Source organism: Brevundimonas sp. GW821-FHT12C05 (genome assembly GCF_058807475.1).
In genome coordinates this window covers 88,759-108,289 of record NZ_JBXAQS010000004.1, presented here as the reverse complement: position 1 = coordinate 108,289, position 19,531 = coordinate 88,759, and the positions used below count along the sequence as shown (strand labels likewise).

Genomic DNA, 19,531 nt, shown 5'->3' with positions numbered 1-19,531 from the left:
GTCAGCGCTTCTGGCAGCTCGGGCAGTAGAAGGTGGACCGCCCGGCCTGGACGATGCGCTTGACGACGCCCGTGCAGCCGTCTCCGCGGCAGGGCTCGCCCTCGCGGCCATAGACGTCGAAGCGGTGCTGGAAATAGCCCTGCCCGCCCTCGGCGTTGGCGAAGTCGCGCAGGGTCGAACCGCCGGCTTCGATGGCGTCGTTGAGGACGTCGCGGATGACGGCGGCGAGGGTTTCGAGGCGGGGCTTGGAGACCGTTCCGGCGGCGACCAGGGGCGAGATGCGGGCGCGGTACAGGGCCTCGCAGACGTAGATGTTGCCCAGGCCGGCGACGATCTTCTGGTCGAGCAGGCTGACCTTGATGTTCTGCTTCTTGCCCTCGAAGGCCTCGGCGAGATGGGCGCCGGAGAAGGCGTTGCCGAGCGGCTCGGGGCCCATGCCCGCGAACCAGGGATGGGCCTCGACCTGGTCGGTGGGGATCAGTCCCATGAAGCCGAAGCGGCGGGAATCGGCGAAACCGATGCGATGGGTCGCGGCGCCCTTGGTGGCGCAGAAGCTCATGTGTTCGTGCTTGCCGGCGATGGGGGCCGGCTCCTCGAACTCGCCCAGTTGGCGGCCGTCGAGGGTGAAGCGGCCGGTCATGCCCAGGTGGGTGACCCAGGTCTCGCCGGTCGACAGCCGCATCAGCAGATATTTGGCCCGGCGGTCGATGCGCTCGACGGTCGCGCCGTCCAGCCGATCAGGGAAGCGTTCGGGGAAGGGAAAACGCAGATCGGGACGATTCTGGCGGACGCGGGACAGGCGCGCGCCTTCCAGCACCGGCTGAAGGCCTCGGCGGACGGTTTCGACCTCGGGAAGTTCGGGCATGGGGAGGGCCGGGCTCGCCGCCTACTGCTTGTAGACCGAATGACAGCTCTGGCAGCCGCTCCGGACGGCGGTCCACTGGGCGGAGAAGGCGGCGGCGTCCTCGCCCTGGCTCAGTTCGGCGAGGCGGTCGGCGGCGGCGGCGAACTCAGCCGCCTTGGCGTCGAAGCCGGGGCGATCGGTCCAGACCGCCGGCTGCGCCCCGGTCTCCAGCGAGGCCGGGTCGGTGCCTTCGGGGAAAAGCTGCGGCAGGGTATGGGCCCAGCGCGCGAGCGAGCGGGCGGCGTTGCGCTGGGTCGAGGGCGCCTGGCCCGCGTCGATGGCCGCCTTCATGCCGCCGACCACCGAGCCGGACAGGGCCATGCCCGCCTGCCGCGCCTTGACCAGCACCTCGGGGGAGCCCTGGGCGTTGGCGGCGCCGCCAATGCAGAGCAGGCCGATCACGGCGGCTGTCAGTGTCTTTCGCATGGGGTCCTTTTCCCGTTTCGCGGACGGTCAGCCCGCGACCGGCGACTGTCAATCGCGCACGCCCTCTCGACGACCGTGACGTTTCCGGCTTAGTTCCGCGCAACACGAGAAGAGGGCCGCAATGACGGACGCCACCAACACGCCTGCCGCAACCGGCGGCAAGCGCATAGAATTGACCATTCGGGCCGTGATCCTGGGCTGTCTGCTGGCCGTGGTCTTCACCGCGGCCAACACCTACCTGGGCCTGAAGGTCGGACTGACCTTCGCCTCCGCCATTCCGGCGGCGGTGATTTCCATGGCGATCCTGCGGGCGTTCCGCACCTCGACCATCTGGGAGAACATGACCGTCCAGACCGTGGCTTCGGTCGGCGGGGCCATGAGCTCGATCATCTTCGTCCTGCCCGGCCTGGTCATGGTCGGCTGGTGGCTGGAGTTCCCGTTCTGGGAGTCGGTGGCGATCTGTATTTTCGGCGGCGTGTTGGGCGTGACCTTCTCGATCCCGCTGCGTCGGGCCCTGGTGGTCGAAGCCGGCCTGCCCTACCCCGAGGGCGTGGCGGCGGCGGAAGTGCTGACCGTCGGGTCGCGCGGCGCCGAGCAGACCGAAAGCGCTGTGCGCGAGAACGCGGCGGGCCTGTGGGTCGTGATCGCCGGCGCCGTGGCTTCGGCGGGCTACGCCCTGCTGGTCGCGGGCCGGGTCTTCGCCGGCGAGGCGGCCAAATTCATCAAGCTGCCCGCGGCGTTGGGCGGCGGCGCGACCGGCATCGGCTTCGGCATGCAGTTCGCCCTTCTGGGCGCCGGTCACCTGATCGGCTTGACCGTGGGCCTGGCCCAGCTGTTCGGCCTGATCCTGGCCTGGTGCATCGCGGTGCCGCTGCTGACCAGCCCGGACACCATCGCCTGGCTGACCGCGCACCACATCCCGTCCATCGCCACGACCCTGCCCGTGGGCGTGGAGGCCGAGAAACTGGCCAGCACCGTCTGGGCCAAGGAAGTCCGCTTCATGGGCGCCGGCGTCATCGGCGTGGCCGCCATCTGGACCCTGATCAAACTGGCCGGACCGCTGATCGGCGGCCTGACCTCGGCCCTGGCCGCCAACCGCCGTCGTCAGGGCGGCGAGGTGCTGGACCGCACCGAGCAGGACATCCCGATCAACATCGTCGCCGGTCTGTCGGTCATCTGCCTGGTCGGCATCGCGGCCATCCTGGCCCTGTTCGCGCAAGGCAATCCGACCCTGGCGGGATCGACCGCCCTGCTGGTCGGCGGCGGCCTGGTCTATGTCATCGTCATCGGCTTCGCCGTGGCCGCCATCTGCGGCTACATGGCCGGCCTGATCGGCTCGTCGAACAGCCCGGTGTCGGGCGTGGGCATCCTCGCCATCGTCATCGCCTCGGTCCTGCTGCTGGGCGTGCTGGCCCTGGCCGGCGTGCCCGCCGATCCGTCCGTGGTGGCCTTCGCCCTGATCGTGACCGCCGTGGTCTTCGCCGTGGCCGTCATCGCCAACGACAACCTTCAGGACCTGAAGACCGGCCAGCTGGTCGGCGCGACGCCGTGGCGTCAGCAGGTGGCCCTGATCATCGGCGTCGGCGCGGGCGCGATCGTGATCCCGGTGATCCTGAACCTGCTGAACAAGGCCTTCGGCTTCGCGGGCGGACCGGCCGGCATCGCCGACGCCCCGCTGGCGGCGCCGCAGGCCACGCTGATCTCGGCCCTGGCCAAGGGCGTGATCGAAGGCGGCTTGCGCTGGGACCTGATCGGCCTGGGCGCGGTGATCGGCGTGGTCATCATCGTGCTGGACGCGGTGCTGAACAAGGCGACCAAGGGTAAGGTCAAGCTGCCGCCGCTGGCCGTCGGCATCGGCTTCTACCTGCCCGCCGCCGTGACCACGATGCTGGTCGTCGGCGCCGTGGTGGGCTGGGTCTACGACAAGGCGATCAAGACCACCCGCTTCGCCGATGTCGGCCGCCGCATGGGCGTGCTGCTGGCGTCCGGCCTGATCGTCGGCGAGAGCCTGTTCCTGGTCATGACCGCCGGCGTGATCGTCTTCACCGGCAATGACGCGCCGTTCGCCATGCTGCCGGAGGGCTCGGCCTGGCCGGCGATGCTGGCGGGGATCGTGGCCTTCGCGGTGCTGACTTTCGGCCTGTACAGCTGGATCACCCGCCAGTCGGCCAAGGTCGAGGGCTGATACCAGAAGGCGGCGGTCTTCGGACCGCCGCCGACGGCCCTCAGGCGGTCGCCGGGACCAGGGCTTTCCAGGCCCGCGTCCGACGCCGCGCGACGCCCGGCGCGCTGACCATCACCCGGTACAGCAGGGCGAAGACCGCGGCGCTGATCGCCCACGACAGGACGATGTCCGACAGGAAATGTCCGCCGAAGGCCAGGCGGTTGAGGGACAGAAGCACGGCGTAGACGACCGTCGGCACCGCGGCCGCCGCCCGGAAGCGGGCCGGGACCATCACCAGGGCGGCGACGAACCAGGCGGCCAGCGCCGACTCGCCGCTGACGAAGGAACAGTTCGACGCGCACCAGTCGCTGATGCGCCAGACCGCCTGATAGGGCGCGTCGCCGCCGAACAGGTCGACCCCCACCGGACGCGGGCGGCCCCACCACGCCTTGAGCACGCCGTTGACCACCAGGCCGGGCCCCGTCGCCAGCGCCGCCAGCAGGAAGACGCTGCGCCGGGCCGACGCCAGGGCCGCCCCGCCCCTCCGGATCAGCAACCCCGTCAGACGCACGACCAGACCCAGAAGTAGGGTCGTCAGGACGAGATCTGAACTCTCGCGGAAACCGCGCAGCAGCGGATCGCGACTGAGCGGAAAACCCTCGCCCGCCCGGTAAAAGAAGTCGGAGGCCGCCAGATCCAGCTGGGGGACCAGCAGGAACAGCACTGTGAAGAGGCCGACACAGGACAGGCTGAGCGTCAGCGGATCCAGCATCCGGGGCGCCGCCGTGGCCAACAGCCGAAGCCGAGCGATCGCGCGGTCGCGACGCCGCGTCCAGCGACGCAGGCTGCCGGCCCAATCCGGACCGACCGTTCCCCAACGGTCAAGACTCTGCTCGGTCATGAAGCCCCCGCCCATCCCCATGGCCGGAGTGCCCGACTCGTGCGTCGGCGTGGACACGGTTCAAAGGCGGTCCGGCAGCGGTTTTCCGACACCGCGGCGACGCTTGATCAGGACAAGGAGCGGGACCGCGAAAACAGGCCGTTCGGGCGCCCCGCTGGCGTTTCGGCGCACATGCCTGTATGAGGCGGCGCCTTCCCCGCACTTACGCCCTGACCCAGCGGCCCGAACCGTTCCGGCCGCCCTTTCGCGATACTCAAATGAATCTGCGCAACGTCGCCATCATCGCCCACGTTGACCACGGCAAGACGACCCTGGTCGACCAACTCCTGGCCCAGTCGGGCGTGTTCCGAGCCAACGAAGCGCAGACCGAGCGCGCGATGGATTCCAACGACCAGGAAAAAGAGCGCGGGATCACCATCCTGGCCAAGGCCACCTCGGTGCTGTGGAACGGCAAGGCGGGCGAGACCCGCATCAACATCATCGACACCCCCGGCCACGCCGACTTCGGCGGCGAGGTCGAGCGCATCCTGGGCATGGTGGACGGCTGCGTCATCCTGGTGGACGCCGAAGAGGGCGTCATGCCCCAGACCAAATTCGTGCTGACCAAGGCGCTGAAGATGGGCCTGCGTCCCATCCTCTGCATCAACAAGGTCGACCGCGCCCACGCCGATCCGGACCGGGTGCACCTGGAAACCATCGAACTGTTCGAAGCCATCGGCGCCACGCCCGAGCAGCTGGACTTCCCGCACATCTACGCCTCGGGCCGTAACGGCTGGGCCACGCTGGACATGAACGAGCCGTCCGACACCCTGGCGCCGCTGTTCGACCTGATCGTCGAGCACGTGCCGTCGCCCAAGGTGCAGGAGAACAAGGACAAGCCGTTCCAGATCCTGAACGTGCTGATCGAGTCCGACCCGTTCCTGGGCCGCATCCTGACCGGCCGTATCGAAAGCGGCAAAGCTGTTCCCGGCATGGCCATCAAGGCGCTGGACCGCGACGGCAAGCAGATCGAACAGGGCCGCATCACCAAGGTCCTGGCCTTCCGCGGCCTGAAGCGCACCGCCCTGGACGAGGGTTCGGAAGCGGGCGACATCGTCGCCATCGCCGGCATGTCCAAGGCGACCGTGGCCGACACCCTGTGCGCCCTGGAAGTCATGGACGCCCTGCCGGCCCAGCCGATCGATCCGCCCACCATCTCGATGACCGTCTCGGTCAACGACAGCCCGCTGGCCGGCCGCGAAGGCGACAAGGTCCAGTCGCGCGTCATCCGCGACCGCCTGCTGAAGGAAGCCGAGGCCAACGTCGCCATCCGCGTGACGCAGACCGCCGGCGCCGACGCCTATGAAGTCGCCGGCCGCGGCGAACTGCAGCTGGGCGTTCTGATCGAGAACATGCGCCGCGAAGGCTTCGAGGTGTCGATCAGCCGTCCGCGCGTGGTCTATCAGACCGGCGAGAACGGCGAGCGGCTGGAGCCGATCGAGGACGTCATGATCGACGTCGACGACGAATACACCGGCGTGGTCATCGAGAAGCTGTCGACCCGCAAGGCCGAGCTGAAGGACATGGGCCCGTCGGGCGCGGGCAAGACCCGCATCCAGCTGATGTGCCCGTCGCGTTCGCTGATCGGCTATCAGGGCGAGTTCCTGACCGACACGCGCGGTTCGGGCGTGCTGAACCGCGTGTTCAGCCACTATGAGCCGCACAAGGGCGCCATCGAAGGCCGTCTGAAGGGCGTGCTGGTCTCGAACTCGGACGGCGACACGGCGGCCTTCGCCCTGTGGAACCTCGAGGATCGCGGCGTGATGTTCGTCGGCGCCGGCGAGAAGACCTACCAGGGCATGATCATCGGCGAGAACTCGCGCGGCGACGACCTGGACGTCAACCCGATCAAGGGCAAGCAGCTGACCAACGTCCGCGCCTCGGGCAAGGACGAGGCCGTGCGCCTGACCCCGCCGCGCCGCCCCAGCCTGGAACAGGCCATCGCCTATATCGAGAGCGACGAGCTGGTCGAGGTGACGCCGAAGTCGATCCGCCTGCGCAAGGCCGTGCTGAACCCCAGCTTCCGCAAGCGCCGCGTGAAGGAAGACTAGTCTTCCGATACGACCTGAGTTTGGGAAGGGCGGGCCGCAGGGCCCGCCCTTTTCGCATTCAGGCCCAGCATGCCGCGCCAACCGCCGCTGGTCAGCAGGGCCACGTCCAGCAGGGCGAAGGCGAGCGGGGTCGAGGCGGGGGCGGCGATGAAGCGCGGCCGCCAGTCCGGGCCGAATTTCGACTTCCACGCCCGCAGGCCCGCGAAGCCGTACAGGGCCCCGCCCTCCTCGAAGACCAGCGCCCCGACGCGGGCGAAGACCGGGGCGAGGCGGCGATCCTCCAGACCGGACAGGGGCGCCATGCCCAGATCGAGGGCCGCATAGCCCTGAGCGCCCGCCCAATGGATCGCGCGGACGAACAGATAGTCCATGACGCCGGGCGGGGCGTCGGGCGTGAAGCGCATCAGGTCCACGGCCACCCGGTCCGTGCCGGGCAGCAGGTTGGCGAAGGCCACGATCCGCCCGCCCTGCCGCACGACGGCGATGGGGTTGAGCGCCAGATAGGCCGGGTCGAAACGACCGAGCGAGAAACCTTTCTCCGACCCGTTGTGATGCGCCAGCCAGGCGTCGGAGACGGCCTTGAGCTGATCGGCGAAGATCAGGGCCGCGCCGGACGGCAGCAGGTCGAAGGCGGCGCCGTCGCGCTCGCAGCGATTGACGGCGGTGCGCAGGTTCTGGCGCGACTTGCCTTCCAGCGAGAAAGCCCCGGTGTCGACCACGGCGGCCTCGCCCACCTTGCGCATGGCCATGCCGAGGGTGGCCAGATCGGCCAGCACCGCCTCGCCGACCGCATAGAAGACCGGAGCGGCGCCGTAGCTGTCGGCCATCTCGGCGAAGGCCCAGAGCAGGGGCAGGCGTTCCGCCGTCGGCCCCGCGGGCTCGCCCATGGCGATCCAGCGTCGGCCGCGCACGCGATAGGTGATGAAGGACTGGCCCGAGGGGCTGAACATCAGGGCCTTGTCGCCGAGCGCCGCCAGCCAGGCGTCGGGTGCGATCCCCTCGCCCTCACGCAACACCGACAGGGCCCGCTCGACCTGATCCGGGGCGGCGGGGCCGTGGCTGCGCGCCCCCGGGGCCGAGACCAGCGAGCGCCCGGCGATGACGACGGCGAGCAGGGCCAGGACGGCGCCCGCGCGCAGGAAGCCCGAGACCTCCCGATCGATCAGCAGGCTCCACCACAGGTCATCGGTGTAGGCCACATCCCGATAGGCGAAGAAGCCCAGCCACAGCGTTCCCGCCACGACGGCCAGCACCAGCGCGACCCAGGTCGGCGACAGGGCCTCGAAAACGCGGGACTTGCGGTCGAACGCCGGGCGGCAGGGAACCAGGATCAGGGCCAGGAGGGTGAGCTCGATCGCCTCCTCCCAGTCCAGCCCCTTGAGCAGGGAGAAGGCGGCGCCGCCCAGAAGCACCACCAGCGCCGCCAGCCAGGCCCCGCGCCGGCGCCGCCACAGGCCGGCGGAGAGCAGCAGCAGCAGGAAGCCCGCGATACTGGCCGCGAAGTGGGACAGGTCGATCAGCACCGGCGGCAGGAAGGCCCGCACGGTGGCCAGACGATCGGCGAAAGCAGGGGTCGCGCCCGAGACCAGGATGACCGCCCCGGCGGCCACGGCCAGCATGGCGAAAACCTGCGGCGAGACCTCGAGCGCCAGCCCGGCCGCCCGGGCCGCCAGTCCGCGTCGGATGGTCTTTCCCTTCCCCATGCCTTTCGTAGAGCCGGAATCGGCCAATCACGGCAAGCCCAAGGTCATTTCTGGGCGCCTGAAACAAACCGAAACAGAGGGTGTTTGCCTCGGGTGGGCGCTTCCGCCCGCGTTGATCGAGGCTGACATCATGCGAAAGACCGCGCTCCTCACTGGCGTCGCCGGCCTGCTCCTCATGACCGCTCCCGCGTTCGCCCAGGACAGCACGGCCACCCCGCAAACCCCCGCCCCGGCCTCCCCGCCGGCGGCTGAACAATCTCAGGCTCTCGAGCTTCAACCCGGCTCGGACGTGAAGGGATCCGACGGCACGGTGCTGGGCAAGCTCGAAGGCGCCCGCAACACTCCGTCGGGCCAGGAACTGACCGTACGCGGTCCGGACGGCGTCCTGCGCGGCGTGCCCGTGTCCGGCGGCGTGCGTCAGGACGGCCCCGGCGTCGCCGTCGGTTGGTCCGCTTCGCAGTTCTCCGCGGCCCCGGCCATCACCGAACCGGCGACGCCGGCCGCTCCGCCGGCGCCCGCCGAGCCGGCCACTCCGCCGAGCAACTGATCGGCTGAAGCAAAAAGAAAGGGCGGCTCCCGCAGGAGCCGCCCTTTTTCATTCTCGCCGGGTGATCAGGCCTTGCGCTTCACCAGTCCCAGCAGGAACAGCAGGATGATCGCGCCGAGGGTGGCGACGATGGTCGAACCGATCCAGCCGCCCCAGGCGAAGCCGAGGGCGTTGGCGATGAAGCCGCCGATCAGGGCGCCCGCGATGCCGACGATCAGATTGGTCAGCAGGCCGTGATTGCGGCCCATGATCTGTTCGGCCAGCCAACCGGCGACGATGCCGACGATAATCCAGAAGATAATGTTCATTTCAGCTTTCTCCACAAAGCAACGCTCGATCACCGAACGCTCCCGTTCCGCTTGGGTTGCCTTGGCCGTGGCGAACCCTGTTTTTCCGTAATCCCCCGGGACGCGAGCCCGGCACGCCCCTTGCCCCGTGGAGGGCGAGCCGTCCCGCATCGGGACATCGCATCAGGGGACCCGGGCCATGGCTTCGGACATCGATCTTCACCTCGGACGCCGTCTTCGCCGCCGCCGCCGCCTGCTGGGCCTGACCCAGCAGCAGCTGGCCATGCAGGTCGGCATCCGCTTCCAGCAGATCCAGAAATACGAGTGCGGCGCGAACCGCATCTCGGCGGCCCGCCTGTGGCAACTGGCCGAGGCCCTGGAGTCTCCGGTCAGCTATTTCTACGACGGTCTGGAAGAAGCCATGGAACGCCGGGAGGCGGCCACCCAGGGCGGCGAGATGTTTTCCCGCAAAGAAACGCTCGACCTGATCCAGGCCTACTACCAGCTGGGCGAGCGTCCGCGCCGCCGCCTGCTGGACCTAGCCAAGTCGCTGCACGCGGAAGGCGGCGACACCGCTCCCTGACGCCTTGCACGGCGATCATCGGGCGACATGACGGCGGGGCGTGAGTAGCCCGCCCGTCATGTCCAATAGCCGGTCCGCGAGTCCGCCCGTAACCCGACGCCCTTTCCGTCCGCGGGCAAGCGCGGGAACAGAATGGCAACGTGAAAGCGCGGCCGCCAGTCCCTAGATGTCGCCCCGGGGCGCGAACACGCGTTCGGGCGGAACGACGTTGCGGGGCGAAACCATCATGATCCAGAGCCAGCCGAGCGACCGTCTGCGCAGCCAGGCGGAGGCGCTGATCCGTGCGGACTTCCCTCGCCTCTGCGGCATGACGGACAAGCATTTCAGTTCAAGGATCGAGGCGCTCCGGGCCCGTCTCGATGACCCCATGGACGCGCCCGTGACGGGCAACATCCCCCTGTGCATCGGCTTTCGTCGCGGTCTCGCACCGGTGGCCGACATCATGGCCTCGGTCGAAGCGAAGGGCGCAACGGGCGTCGTGGACATGACGCCCCTGTCGCCCGATGATTTCGAGGTCAGGGACGACATCCAGATCCCCGAAGGCGACCTCTATCTTCTCCTCGACGTGGATACCGGACGGGACTTCCTGAACGTCAGCCCCGAAGAGTCGCTGGCGCGCATCCGGGCGCGCGGCAGGACGCCCCTCACCCTGGAGGAAGGCGTGGCCCTGACGGTGCAATGCCCCGCGCTGCTGACCGACAAGACGCGGTACAACTGCATCCAGATGCCCGGCTCCCGAAGGCAGGGCGATCAGCGCGTGCCCTCCATCTGGTTCAGCAAGGGCGCGCCGCGTCTCGGATGGTGCTGGGACAGAAACATTCACACCTGGCTGGGCTCGGCGTCCGCGGCCCGCCGACTGGCATAGGCCGCGCCGACTTGACTTGGCGCCGACGGCGCGGCCTAAGCCTGCCCATGACCGAGTTCGAAGCCTTTCTCGTCGACCTGGCTCGGGCCTCCGGCGAGGTGACGTTGCCCTTCTTTCGCGGGGTCTACGAAGAAGCCGACAAGGGCGGACCGGGCGCCTTCGACCCGGTGACCCAGGCCGACAAGGACGCGGAAGCCGCGATCCGCAAGCTGATCGCCGAACGCTATCCCGACCACGGCGTGATCGGCGAAGAGTATGGCGAGGACCGGCCGGACGCCGAGTTCGTCTGGGTGCTGGATCCCATCGATGGAACACGGGCCTTCATCTCGGGCCTGCCGCTGTGGACCACGCTGATCGCCCTGCGCGTGCGCGGGGCGCCGACGGTGGGCTGCATCGCCCAACCCTATCTGGATGAGATCTTCATCGGCGGCCCGTCGGGCGCGCGCCTGCTGCGCGGCGGTGCGGAGACTTCGCTGAGGGTTCGGTCCTGCGAGAAGCTGACCGACGCGGTTATCTCCACCACCGATCCCGACATCTTCAACGGCGCCGAACTGGGCGCCTGGACCCAGGTGCGGGCCACGGCGCGGCTGGCCCGACTGGGTTGCGACGCCTACGCCTACGCCATGGTCGCGGCGGGGAAGATGGACCTCGTGGCCGAGACCAGCCTGAAGCCGTGGGACTGGTCGGCGCTGGTCCCGGTCATCGAGGCGGCGGGCGGCAAGGTGGTCAACTGGCGTGGCGGCAAGCCGGACGACGGCGGGCAGGTGCTGGCCGTCGGCGACGAACGCCTGATCGACCAGGCGCTGGTGACGCTTAAGCGGGCGGCGCTCTAGGCGGAGGGCCGGCTCAGGCCGCCGAAGGTTCCGTGCTCGGCGGGAAGCCAAGGTCGGCGGCGGGTTCCTCGACCGACGCGGGCGCGGGCGTCACGGCGACCGGGCTCAGGTCCTCGATCGGCGAGACATAGGCGGCCAGGGCGTCGAACTCTTCCAGGAAGACCGCGCGCTTGTCGTCGGTCTCCATGATGACTTCGTGCTTGGCGCCCGCGACCTCGATGTAGCGGCCGCGGCCCAGCCGTTTGGCGGCCCATTTGTTGGTCTGTTTCCAGACCCGGTCGTCCTCGCCCGACTGGACGATGGCGACGGGGATGCGGACGGCCTTCAGCGCCTTGGGCTTCAGGGCGCGTTCGCCGGCGTCCAGGCCGAAGGCCAGCCAGCCCCAGGTCGGACCGCCGACGGCCAGATGCGGGCAGGCGAAGAGCTGTTGCCGCCACTGCTCGTACCGGCTCTCGTCGGTCGTCAGGGCGTCCTTCTCGAAGGTGTGGTCAAAGGGATCGTCGGCGTCGTCGAGCACATAGTCTCCGGCCTTGCCGTGACGCAGGTTCCAGCGCACCGCCAGCTTGACCGACCACATCGACCGCTTGCCGGTCTTGATGCGCAGCATCGGACTGGACAGCAGGGCGCCCGAGAAACGGTCCTCGCCGTTCTCCAGCGTCATCAGATTCAGGCAGCCGCCCATGGAATGGCCGACCATGACCCAGGGCTTGGGGGCCCGGCCTTCGAAGGCGTCGAGCAGGCGGGCGTAGTCGTCGAGGAACTCTTCCACCGCCCGGGCATGGCCCTTCAGGCGATCAGGCAGCAGGCGGGCCGACAGGCCCTGGCCGCGCCAGTCATGGGCCAGCACGCACCAGCCGCGCGCGAGGAAATTGCCGATGACCTCGAAATATTTCTCGATCGGCTCTGTCCGGCCGGGGCTGAGCACGACGGTGCCGCGCGGCTTGCGGGCCACCAGGGTCGAGGGCGTCCAGAAGGCCGCGCGCAGGCGCAGGCCGCCGGCGCCGCGGAACCACTCCCCCTCTCCGCCGGGAGGCGAGGAGGCGCCCGGAACGCCCATCAGGGGCGCGTTGGCGGCATAGGCGACGGCTCGGTTCACTCAGGCTTCCTGAACTTCAAGGTCATGCGATCGCTTTCCCCGATCTCATCGTACTTCGTACGATTGAAGGCCGGATCCGGCGCAGAACCGCGCGGCGCGGTCAGGCGCAGCGGCGGCAGGGTGTCCACTCCGAAGGGATGATCCTTGGTATCCCTTTCATTCGCGTTGATTTCCGACGCGGCGACGAAGGCGAAGCCCGCTTCCGCCGCCAGCTGCCTGACGAACGCTTCCTGGACGTATCCGTTCGCCGCCGCCGGGTCCTGATCTTCATCGGGGCCGAGGCGATGCTGTTCGACGCCGAGGACGCCGCCGGGACGCAGAGCGGCCCAGGCGTCGGCGAAGGCCTTTTCGGCGATGCCCGCGGCCATCCAGGCGTGGATGTTGCGCATGAACAGGACCAGGTCCGCCGTGCCGGCGGGAGCGACCGGCCCCGAGGTCGGACCGAAGGCGGTCAGCTCGATCTCGCCATAAAGCTTGCGGTCATTGGTGAAGCGCTGCTGGAAGGCCGACATCAGCTGCACCTGCGCCGGATTGGCGCCCGGTCCGGTCTGGAAGCCGGCGGCGATATAGTGGCCCGCGCCCTCGGCGAGATAGGGCGCCAGAATCTCGGTGTACCAGCCGCTGCCGGGCCAGAAATCGACCACGGTCATGCGCGGCTGCAGGCCGAAGAAACGCAGGGTCTCCATCGGGTGACGGGCGGCGTCGCGGCTTCGGTCCTGGGCGCGCCAGGGGCCGGCGACGGCCCACTCCAGCGATCCCTTGGGCGGACCGTCGGGCGTCGGCGGCGGCTCGGCCGTTTCTTCCCTTTTGCCGCACGCGGCCAGACCGACGAGGGCCGAGGCCGCAACGCCGGTCAGGACGCTCCGGCGTGAAGGACGCCGTCGCCAAGCCTCGTTCAGATCATTCATGCACGGCCCCCGCAGGACGGTCCGGACGCCCTTGGTCCCGCCCCGGAACGGAGGGCTTAACCTTGTTCATCCGCGCGGTCAAAACGCACATCGCTCAGTCCGGCTTGCGGAATCGCAGGGTCATGCGGTCGCTCTCGCCGACAGCGTCGAACTGGGCGCGCTCCTGCTCGGTAAGCGGTGTCGGACGGTCCGTGGCGACGCCCTCGCGCGGCGCGCTGACGCGGGTCGGCGGCAGGGTCCACACGCCGTACGGATGGTCGTGATTGTCCTTGGAATTGGCGTTCAATTCGCTGCGGCCCTCCAGCACGAAGCCGGCGGCCTGGGCGGCGTGGATGACATAGCTTTCCGAGACATAGCCGGTCGGGGCGGTCTGGTCGGCGTTCAGCCCCTCGGCGCTGCGATGCTGCTCGACGGCCAGCACCCCGCCCGGCTTCAGGGCCTTGAAGAAGGCGGCCATATAGGGGGCGGTGCGGCCGTTGCGATGCCAGTTGTGCAGGGCGCGGGCGACCACGACCATGTCGGCGCTTCCGTCTTCGACACCCATGCCTTCCAGCGGACGGTTGACGGGCACGTAGCGACCGCCGGTGGCGGCGGCGTAGGGCTCCAGAATGTTGCGCCACCAGCCGGCGCGGCCCGGCTCGATCTCGACGACGGTCAGCCCGGGCCGCAGGCCCCAGAAGGTCAGGGTCTCGAACGGGTGACGGGCGGCGTCGCGGGCGCGGTCGGCTTCGGGACGGGTCGCCGCGCCGACGGCGGCCTGCAGCGCGGCGTCTTCCTGGAGCTCCGGCGGGGCCATGGCCGCGCGGCGGGCCGAACGCTGGGCCGGGGATTCGTCGAGATTGGGCAGGGCCGGCAGGGCCTGCGCGAACGCTGTGGCGGGAAGGGCGAGGACGGCGGTCACGGCCAGGACGGTCAGGCGCATTGGGTTTCCCGGAAGCTTCAGAAGAGGCGGCGACCCTGACGGCGCAGGTCCAATGGGGCAAGCCGCATCAGACGCGACGTGACACGATCACGCGGTCTTGACGATGAAACGCGGCTTCCCATCTGATCCGTCGAGGCCGCCGATGTCGGGGCCTCCGGAGCGCGCGGGGCCGATCACGGGCCGCACGAGCCGAACTCCCATCGCCGGTCCGGGCACAAACCGCGGGACCGGCCACCTTGCTGATCCTCAGGAGGATGCCCCATGCGTACCTATGATTTCTCGCCGCTGTACCGTTCGGCCGTCGGCTTCGACCGTCTGGCCAACCTGCTGGAAAGCGCCGCGCGCACCAGCCAGGAGAACGGCTGGCCGCCCTACAACATCGAGACCACGGGCGAGAACGCCTATCGCATCGAAGTGGCCGTCGCCGGCTTCAAGCCCGACGAGCTGAACATCGAAGTGAAGGAAAACCTGCTCACCGTGACCGGCCGCAAGGCCGCCAATGACCTGCCGGGCGACGGCGTCACGCCGCCCGAGCGCAACTTCCTGCACCGCGGCCTGGCCGAGCGTGATTTCGAGCGCCGCTTCCAGCTGGCCGACTATGTCGTGGTGAAGACCGCCGACCTGAGCAACGGCCTGCTGTCGATCGACCTGGCTCGCGAGCTGCCGGAAGCCCTGAAGCCGCGCCGTATCGAGATCGGCCAAGGCTCCAAGCTGATCGAAGGCAAGAAGGGCAAGGCGGCGTAATCGCCGACATAGCCAAGACCGCCCTCAAGCAGCCGATAGGCGATAGGGCAAGAAAAGACCTGGGGGCGGCGCGATGCGTCGCCCCTTTTTTCAGGCCTGGAGCGCGGCTTCCAGGCCCTTGGCGCCGTGGGTCACCGCACCGCGCATCTCGGCCTGCCTCAGGCAGGCGCCGTGCAGGACGGCGCGGTTCAGTTCGGCGTCGATCAGGGTGGCGCGCTTCAGGTCGGCGCCCGACAGGTCCGCGCCCTTGAGGCTGGCCCCGGTCAGGTCGGCGGGCAGCAGCCGGTCGGCGGCGATCATCAGCGGCCCCATCTGGGCCTCGCGCAGATCGGAACCGTCGAGCCGGGCCCGGGCCAGCCGCGCGCCGCGCAGGTCGGCGCCGCGCAGGTTGACCGAGCGAAGATCGGCGCCTTCCAGGTGCGCGCCCTGCAGCTGCACCCCGCCCATGTCGAGGCCGTAGAAGACGGCGCCCTTGGCGGACAGGGCGGTCAGATTGTAGCCGCGGATCGAGCCCAGCGCCCGCAGGTCGACGCCGTCGAATACGGAGGGTTGGCCCAGCGCGCCGCCGGTCTCGCACCACTGGGCGTGCTCGGACAGCATTTCGGCGGCGGGCATCTTGCCGACCGGTTCGCCGCAGGACTTGTCGTCGGTCAGGGCGCCGGCCATGTCCGCCCCGTCGGTTCGCCACATGGCGGACTTGACGCCCACCAGCACGGCGTCGCGCAGGTCGGCCCCGGTCAGGTCGGCGCCCGACAGGTCGGCCCCGGCCAGATTGGCGCCCTTGAAGCTGGCCTGCTTCAGATTCGCCCGGACCAGCTTGCAGTCCTTCATGATGGCGTCGGAGAAGTCGGCGGCGACGGCGACCACGCCGGTCAGCTTGGAGCGCTCCAGATTGGCGCCGGCCAGACAGGCGCCCTGGGCCGTGGTGTCGCGGACGGAGCGGGCTTCGATCACGCGGAAGCCCAGGCGAGCGTCGGCGGCGGCGATGGCCCCCTCGCGCAGGTCGGCCTCGAACAGATCGGCGCCCGTCAGGTCGGCGCCGCGCAGGCAGGCGCCGCGCAGGTCGGAACGGCGCATGCTGGCGTCGCGGAAGATCGCGTCCTGCATGTCGGCGCCGAAGAAGGTGGCGTTGTCGAGCCGGCAGCCGGAGAGATCACACCCGATCAGGCAGGCGGCGGCGAAGTCGGCGTCGGCCAGGTTGCGGCCCGCCAGCGACAGTCCCGACAGGTCCATCCAGGCGAACACCGCGCGGGCGCCGCCCGGCTTGGCCTGCCACAGGCGGTCGTGCCGGGCGCAGATGACGTCCAGTTCCTGTTGAGTGATGCGCCTTCTGGCGGCAGGGGTTTGGGCCGTGTTTCCCGACATTGCGCCAGAATGGCACGCCCGCGCTTAAGGAAGCGTGAGGGCGTTTTTTAGTGCGCTCTCGGTCACGACGCGGTCGTGACCTGCTTGAGCGCGGACGACTTTGGGGCCGGGTCTATCGGGTCAGCAGGCCCTGCTCGTCCAGCGCCTCGGCCAGCTCGCCCGGCCCGACCCACAGACGGGTGTAGCCGGCCTCGCCCAACCGCTTCAGCTCGGTCGACAGATCGGCGCGGGACGAGGCGGCGAAGCGGGCGTCGAAGCCCTCGCCGGTGTCGTCGATACGGACCATCGGGCGGCCCGTCTCGACGCGATGCAGATAGCCTTCGTAGAGGACGGCGGCCTCCTGCGAGAGCAGGCCCGTCTCGACCTCCAGCCCCGCCTTCTTCAACCGTTCGACGCCACGGCCCGAGGCGAAGGGCGACGGGTCGACCGCGGCCACGACCACCCGGGCCACGCCTGCATCCATCAGGAAATGCGAGCAGGAGGTGCGGCCGGAGGACCGCGCGCCGCACGGCTCCATGGTGACGTAGGCGGTGGCGCCCCTGGCCTTGTCGCCCGCCGCCGGAACGGCCTGTTCCTCGGCATGAGGGCGTCCGCCGGGCGCGGTGGCGGCCTCGGAGACCACTTCGCCGTCCTTGACGATCACGCAACCGACCGCCGGGTTCGGCCAAGTCTGGCCCATCCGCGCCTTGGCCAGGGCGATGGCCCGGCCCATGAAGCGGATGTCGTCCGACGCCTGTTGCGCGCTGGTCATGATCAGGCTCCCGGGATCGGCGGCAACGGCGTGGCGCGGCTGTCGTCCAGATAGCGCGCCGCCGTCGGCGTGAGCGCGCCGTCCAGGTCGATCTCCAGCGGATTGCCGGTGGGGATCTCGACCCCGACGATCTGATCATCGGGCACGTTGAACAGGTGTTTGACGATGGCGCGCAGGGAGTTGCCGTGGGCGGCGATCAGCACGTCCTCGCCGGCCCGCAGGCGCGGCGCGATGGCGTCGTCCCAATAGGGCAGGACGCGGTCCAGCGTGGTCTTCAGGCTTTCGGTGTCCGGAATGGCCTTGCCGGCGTAGCGGGGGTCGGCGGTGAAGTCCCACTCGCCGCCCGGGGCCAGCGGCGGGGGCGGGATGTCGTAGCTGCGGCGCCAGATCTTCACCTGGTCCTCGCCGTGCTTGGCGGCCGTCTCGGCCTTGTCCAGCCCGGTCAGGCCGCCGTAGTGGCGCTCGTTCAGCCGCCAGTCCTCGACCACCGGGACATCCTTCAGGCCCGCCGAATCCAGCGCGAGGGCGCCGGTCCGCTTGGCGCGCTTGAGCACGGAGGTGAACATGACGGCGGGGTGGAAGTCCGCTCCGGCGATCAGCTCGCCGCCTTTGCGCGCCTGCGCCTCACCCTCGGCGGTCAGGTCCACGTCGACCCAGCCGGTGAAGCGATTTTCGAGGTTCCACTGGCTCTGGCCATGGCGCAGCAGGATCAGGCGAGGCATGCGGGTCTCCGGTTGTGATCTGTCGGGGGTAGGCCCGGGGTCCGGAAGGGTCAAGCTTTGGGCCGACGTCCGGTTCCCGGCGCCCATGACAGCGTTCGGCCTTGTTGCGGCGCCCGAGCGCCCGGGGCTATCAAGGCGCACCTTCCGCCGCGACCGCTTCGGTCCGGCCATCCAGGACGCCCCATGCTGAAGCCTCGCGCCGACCTTCGCCCGAACACCGCCGAGTACGAGACCACGCCGCTGGTGAAAGCGACGGGCTTTCGCGAATACGACGCGCGCTGGGTCCTGGAGAAGGAGATCAACCTGCTGGGCATCCAGGCGCTGGGCCTGGGGCTGGCGACCTACATCCACGAGATCGGCCAGCGGCCCAAGATCGTGGTCGGCCACGACTACCGCTCCTACTCCCTGTCGGTGAAGCAGGCGCTGACCCTGGGCCTGCTGGAAGGCGGCATGGAGGTGCTGGACATCGGCCTGGCCCTGTCGCCGACCGCCTATTTCGCCCAGTTCGAACTGGGCGCGCCGTGCGTGGCCATGGTCACCGCCAGCCACAACGAGAACGGCTGGACCGGCGTGAAGATGGGCGCCAACCCGCCCCTGACCTTCGGCCCCGACGAGATCGGCCGCCTGAAGGAGATCGTGCTGGAGAACCAGGGCGTCTCTCGCGCCGGCGGGACGCTGAAGCGCATCGACGGCTTCCGCGAGAAATACATCGCCGACATCGTGTCCAAGGTTCAGCTGACGCGGCCGATCAAGGTGGTCGCGGCCTGCGGCAACGGCACGGCCGGCGCCTTCGCCCCCGAGGCCCTGCGCCGGATGGGCTGCGAGGTGATCGAGATGGACACCGAGCTGGACTACACCTTCCCCAAATACAATCCGAACCCGGAAGACCACGCCATGCTGGTGCAGATGGCGGCCAAGGTGCGCGAAACGGGCGCCGACCTGGCCCTGGGCTTCGACGGCGACGGCGACCGCTGCGGGGTGGTGGACGACACGGGCGAGGAAATCTTCGCCGACAAGATCGGCCTGATGCTGGGCCGCGACCTGTCGGCCCTGCACCCCAACGCGACCTTCGTCGTCGATGTGAAATCGACCGGCCTGTACAAGACCGACGAGGTGCTGAAGGCCAACGGGGCGAACACCGTCTACTGGAAGACGGGTCACTCCTACATCAAGCGCAAGACGGCCGAGCTGGGCGCGCTGGCGGGCTTTGAGAAGTCGGGCCACTTCTTCTTCAACGCCCCGCTGGGCCACGGCTATGACGACGGCATCGTCGCCGCCGGTGCGGTTCTGGCCATGCTGGACCGCAATCCGGGCAAGAAGCTCAGCGAGCTGAAGGCGGCCCTGCCGGACGCCTGGACCAGCCTGACCATGTCGCCCCACTGCGACGACGAGCTGAAGTACGAGGTGCTGGAGCGGATCGTGGCCGAGTATCAGGCCCTGGCCGACGCCGGCGGATCGATCCTGGGCCGCAAGATCGTGGAAGCCATCACCGTCAATGGCGTGCGCGTGCACCTGGAGGACGGCAGCTGGGTTCTGGTTCGCGCTTCCTCCAACAAGCCGGAGCTGGTGGTGGTGGTCGAAAGCATGCGGTCGGAAGACGACATGCGCGCCCTGTTCCGCGAGGAAGTGAAGCCGCGTCTGGCCAAGTATGCTGAGGTCGGCGCCTACAATCAGGAAATCTGACCCGGGTTTGACCCCTCGGGCGGCGCGGTCCAGAACC

General features: G+C 69.4%; 19 protein-coding genes. 8 read left to right on the top strand and 11 right to left on the bottom strand.

Annotation, left to right across the window (positions count from 1 at the left end):
* Position 1: 1 nt before the first annotated feature.
* Both mutM and AC1RRF_RS14150 read right to left on the bottom strand, forming a co-directional pair.
* On the bottom strand, positions 2-865 hold the full coding sequence (mutM, locus tag AC1RRF_RS14155; protein ID WP_492835611.1) for a bifunctional DNA-formamidopyrimidine glycosylase/DNA-(apurinic or apyrimidinic site) lyase: 864 nt from the start codon (positions 863-865) through the stop codon (positions 2-4).
* A 21-nt stretch (positions 866-886) separates the two neighbouring features.
* A complete protein-coding gene (locus AC1RRF_RS14150; RefSeq protein WP_492835609.1) occupies positions 887-1,330 on the bottom strand; it encodes a c-type cytochrome in 444 nt (147 codons plus the stop codon).
* A 121-nt stretch (positions 1,331-1,451) separates the two neighbouring features.
* Between AC1RRF_RS14150 and AC1RRF_RS14145 the strand changes: the two genes are divergently transcribed.
* Positions 1,452-3,515, top strand: coding sequence for an OPT family oligopeptide transporter (locus AC1RRF_RS14145; RefSeq protein WP_492835607.1), 2,064 nt, complete (start codon positions 1,452-1,454; stop codon positions 3,513-3,515).
* 40 nt (positions 3,516-3,555) lie between these two features.
* On the opposite strand, the gene AC1RRF_RS14140 is transcribed toward AC1RRF_RS14145, so the two are convergent.
* Entirely contained in the window at positions 3,556-4,452 is an 897-nt protein-coding gene (locus AC1RRF_RS14140; protein WP_492835605.1) for a phosphatase PAP2 family protein, read from the bottom strand.
* A gap of 200 nt (positions 4,453-4,652) precedes the next feature.
* On the opposite strand from AC1RRF_RS14140, the gene typA reads away from it, so the two are divergent.
* Positions 4,653-6,485, top strand: a complete 1,833-nt coding sequence (typA, locus tag AC1RRF_RS14135) for a translational GTPase TypA (protein WP_492835603.1) — start codon at positions 4,653-4,655, stop codon at positions 6,483-6,485.
* Here typA and AC1RRF_RS14130 read toward each other — a convergent pair.
* Positions 6,482-8,188, bottom strand: coding sequence for a phosphatidylglycerol lysyltransferase domain-containing protein (locus tag AC1RRF_RS14130; protein ID WP_492835601.1), 1,707 nt, complete (start codon positions 8,186-8,188; stop codon positions 6,482-6,484). The two genes, typA and AC1RRF_RS14130, sit on opposite strands and share 4 nt — an antisense overlap.
* Before the next feature lie 130 nt (positions 8,189-8,318).
* On the opposite strand from AC1RRF_RS14130, the gene AC1RRF_RS14125 reads away from it, so the two are divergent.
* Positions 8,319-8,735, top strand: coding sequence for a superoxide dismutase (locus AC1RRF_RS14125; protein ID WP_492835599.1), 417 nt, complete (start codon positions 8,319-8,321; stop codon positions 8,733-8,735).
* A gap of 65 nt (positions 8,736-8,800) precedes the next feature.
* Here the strand turns inward: AC1RRF_RS14125 and AC1RRF_RS14120 are convergent, their stop codons facing one another.
* Positions 8,801-9,043 carry a GlsB/YeaQ/YmgE family stress response membrane protein gene (locus AC1RRF_RS14120; RefSeq protein WP_492835597.1) on the bottom strand — a complete coding sequence of 81 codons (243 nt, stop codon included), beginning with the start codon at positions 9,041-9,043 and terminating at the stop codon, positions 8,801-8,803.
* A 178-nt stretch (positions 9,044-9,221) separates the two neighbouring features.
* On the opposite strand from AC1RRF_RS14120, the gene AC1RRF_RS14115 reads away from it, so the two are divergent.
* The 3 genes from AC1RRF_RS14115 (at position 9,222) to hisN (ending at position 11,303) form a co-directional block, all read left to right on the top strand.
* Complete coding sequence (locus AC1RRF_RS14115) at positions 9,222-9,605, top strand: helix-turn-helix domain-containing protein (protein ID WP_492835595.1); 384 nt, start codon at positions 9,222-9,224, stop codon at positions 9,603-9,605.
* 226 nt (positions 9,606-9,831) lie between these two features.
* Positions 9,832-10,470, top strand: coding sequence for a DUF5701 family protein (locus tag AC1RRF_RS14110; RefSeq protein ID WP_492835593.1), 639 nt, complete (start codon positions 9,832-9,834; stop codon positions 10,468-10,470).
* Between the two features lie 47 nt (positions 10,471-10,517).
* On the top strand, positions 10,518-11,303 hold the full coding sequence (gene hisN, locus AC1RRF_RS14105; RefSeq protein WP_492835591.1) for a histidinol-phosphatase: 786 nt from the start codon (positions 10,518-10,520) through the stop codon (positions 11,301-11,303).
* Positions 11,304-11,316: 13 nt separating this feature from the next.
* Here hisN and AC1RRF_RS14100 read toward each other — a convergent pair whose 3' ends face one another.
* The 3 genes from AC1RRF_RS14100 to AC1RRF_RS14090 form a co-directional block, all read right to left on the bottom strand.
* On the bottom strand, positions 11,317-12,399 hold the full coding sequence (locus AC1RRF_RS14100) for an alpha/beta hydrolase (protein ID WP_492835589.1): 1,083 nt from the start codon (positions 12,397-12,399) through the stop codon (positions 11,317-11,319).
* Positions 12,396-13,307, bottom strand: a complete 912-nt coding sequence (locus AC1RRF_RS14095; protein WP_492835587.1) for a class I SAM-dependent methyltransferase — start codon at positions 13,305-13,307, stop codon at positions 12,396-12,398. The genes AC1RRF_RS14100 and AC1RRF_RS14095 overlap by 4 nt, the downstream gene beginning before the upstream one ends.
* 94 nt (positions 13,308-13,401) lie before the next feature.
* The gene (locus tag AC1RRF_RS14090) at positions 13,402-14,229 is read right to left on the bottom strand and encodes a class I SAM-dependent methyltransferase (RefSeq protein WP_492835585.1); all 828 of its coding nucleotides are present in this window, start codon (positions 14,227-14,229) and stop codon (positions 13,402-13,404) included.
* A 261-nt stretch (positions 14,230-14,490) separates the two neighbouring features.
* Between AC1RRF_RS14090 and AC1RRF_RS14085 the strand changes: the two genes are divergently transcribed.
* Positions 14,491-14,973: an Hsp20 family protein gene (locus tag AC1RRF_RS14085; RefSeq protein WP_492835583.1), complete on the top strand. Its 483-nt coding sequence runs from the start codon at positions 14,491-14,493 to the stop codon at positions 14,971-14,973.
* Between the two features lie 90 nt (positions 14,974-15,063).
* Here the strand turns inward: AC1RRF_RS14085 and AC1RRF_RS14080 are convergent, their stop codons facing one another.
* From AC1RRF_RS14080 to gpmA, 3 genes are all read right to left on the bottom strand, one after another.
* A complete protein-coding gene (locus tag AC1RRF_RS14080; RefSeq protein WP_492835581.1) occupies positions 15,064-16,338 on the bottom strand; it encodes a pentapeptide repeat-containing protein in 1,275 nt (424 codons plus the stop codon).
* Between the two features lie 112 nt (positions 16,339-16,450).
* Positions 16,451-17,089 carry a bifunctional diaminohydroxyphosphoribosylaminopyrimidine deaminase/5-amino-6-(5-phosphoribosylamino)uracil reductase RibD gene (ribD, locus tag AC1RRF_RS14075; RefSeq protein WP_492835579.1) on the bottom strand — a complete coding sequence of 213 codons (639 nt, stop codon included), beginning with the start codon at positions 17,087-17,089 and terminating at the stop codon, positions 16,451-16,453.
* A 2-nt stretch (positions 17,090-17,091) separates the two neighbouring features.
* Positions 17,092-17,811 carry a 2,3-diphosphoglycerate-dependent phosphoglycerate mutase gene (gene gpmA, locus AC1RRF_RS14070; protein WP_492835577.1) on the bottom strand — a complete coding sequence of 240 codons (720 nt, stop codon included), beginning with the start codon at positions 17,809-17,811 and terminating at the stop codon, positions 17,092-17,094.
* Between the two features lie 183 nt (positions 17,812-17,994).
* On the opposite strand from gpmA, the gene AC1RRF_RS14065 reads away from it, so the two are divergent.
* Positions 17,995-19,494, top strand: coding sequence for a phosphomannomutase/phosphoglucomutase (locus AC1RRF_RS14065; protein WP_492835575.1), 1,500 nt, complete (start codon positions 17,995-17,997; stop codon positions 19,492-19,494).
* Positions 19,495-19,531 lie beyond the last annotated feature (37 nt).

Excerpts from the sequence above, each read along its gene's own strand:
- mutM (WP_492835611.1), bottom strand. The coding sequence starts at position 865 with ATGCCCGAACTTCCCGAGGTCGAAACCGTCCGCCGAGGCCTTCAGCCG.
- AC1RRF_RS14150 (WP_492835609.1), bottom strand. The coding sequence starts at position 1,330 with ATGCGAAAGACACTGACAGCCGCCGTGATCGGCCTGCTCTGCATTGGC.
- AC1RRF_RS14145 (WP_492835607.1), top strand. The coding sequence starts at position 1,452 with ATGACGGACGCCACCAACACGCCTGCCGCAACCGGCGGCAAGCGCATA.
- typA (WP_492835603.1), top strand. The coding sequence starts at position 4,653 with ATGAATCTGCGCAACGTCGCCATCATCGCCCACGTTGACCACGGCAAG.
- AC1RRF_RS14130 (WP_492835601.1), bottom strand. The coding sequence starts at position 8,188 with ATGGGGAAGGGAAAGACCATCCGACGCGGACTGGCGGCCCGGGCGGCC.
- AC1RRF_RS14125 (WP_492835599.1), top strand. The coding sequence starts at position 8,319 with ATGCGAAAGACCGCGCTCCTCACTGGCGTCGCCGGCCTGCTCCTCATG.
- AC1RRF_RS14120 (WP_492835597.1), bottom strand. The coding sequence starts at position 9,043 with ATGAACATTATCTTCTGGATTATCGTCGGCATCGTCGCCGGTTGGCTG.
- AC1RRF_RS14115 (WP_492835595.1), top strand. The coding sequence starts at position 9,222 with ATGGCTTCGGACATCGATCTTCACCTCGGACGCCGTCTTCGCCGCCGC.
- AC1RRF_RS14110 (WP_492835593.1), top strand. The coding sequence starts at position 9,832 with ATGATCCAGAGCCAGCCGAGCGACCGTCTGCGCAGCCAGGCGGAGGCG.
- hisN (WP_492835591.1), top strand. The coding sequence starts at position 10,518 with ATGACCGAGTTCGAAGCCTTTCTCGTCGACCTGGCTCGGGCCTCCGGC.
- AC1RRF_RS14095 (WP_492835587.1), bottom strand. The coding sequence starts at position 13,307 with ATGAATGATCTGAACGAGGCTTGGCGACGGCGTCCTTCACGCCGGAGC.
- AC1RRF_RS14090 (WP_492835585.1), bottom strand. The coding sequence starts at position 14,229 with ATGCGCCTGACCGTCCTGGCCGTGACCGCCGTCCTCGCCCTTCCCGCC.
- AC1RRF_RS14085 (WP_492835583.1), top strand. The coding sequence starts at position 14,491 with ATGCGTACCTATGATTTCTCGCCGCTGTACCGTTCGGCCGTCGGCTTC.
- AC1RRF_RS14080 (WP_492835581.1), bottom strand. The coding sequence starts at position 16,338 with ATGTCGGGAAACACGGCCCAAACCCCTGCCGCCAGAAGGCGCATCACT.
- ribD (WP_492835579.1), bottom strand. The coding sequence starts at position 17,089 with ATGACCAGCGCGCAACAGGCGTCGGACGACATCCGCTTCATGGGCCGG.
- gpmA (WP_492835577.1), bottom strand. The coding sequence starts at position 17,811 with ATGCCTCGCCTGATCCTGCTGCGCCATGGCCAGAGCCAGTGGAACCTC.
- AC1RRF_RS14065 (WP_492835575.1), top strand. The coding sequence starts at position 17,995 with ATGCTGAAGCCTCGCGCCGACCTTCGCCCGAACACCGCCGAGTACGAG.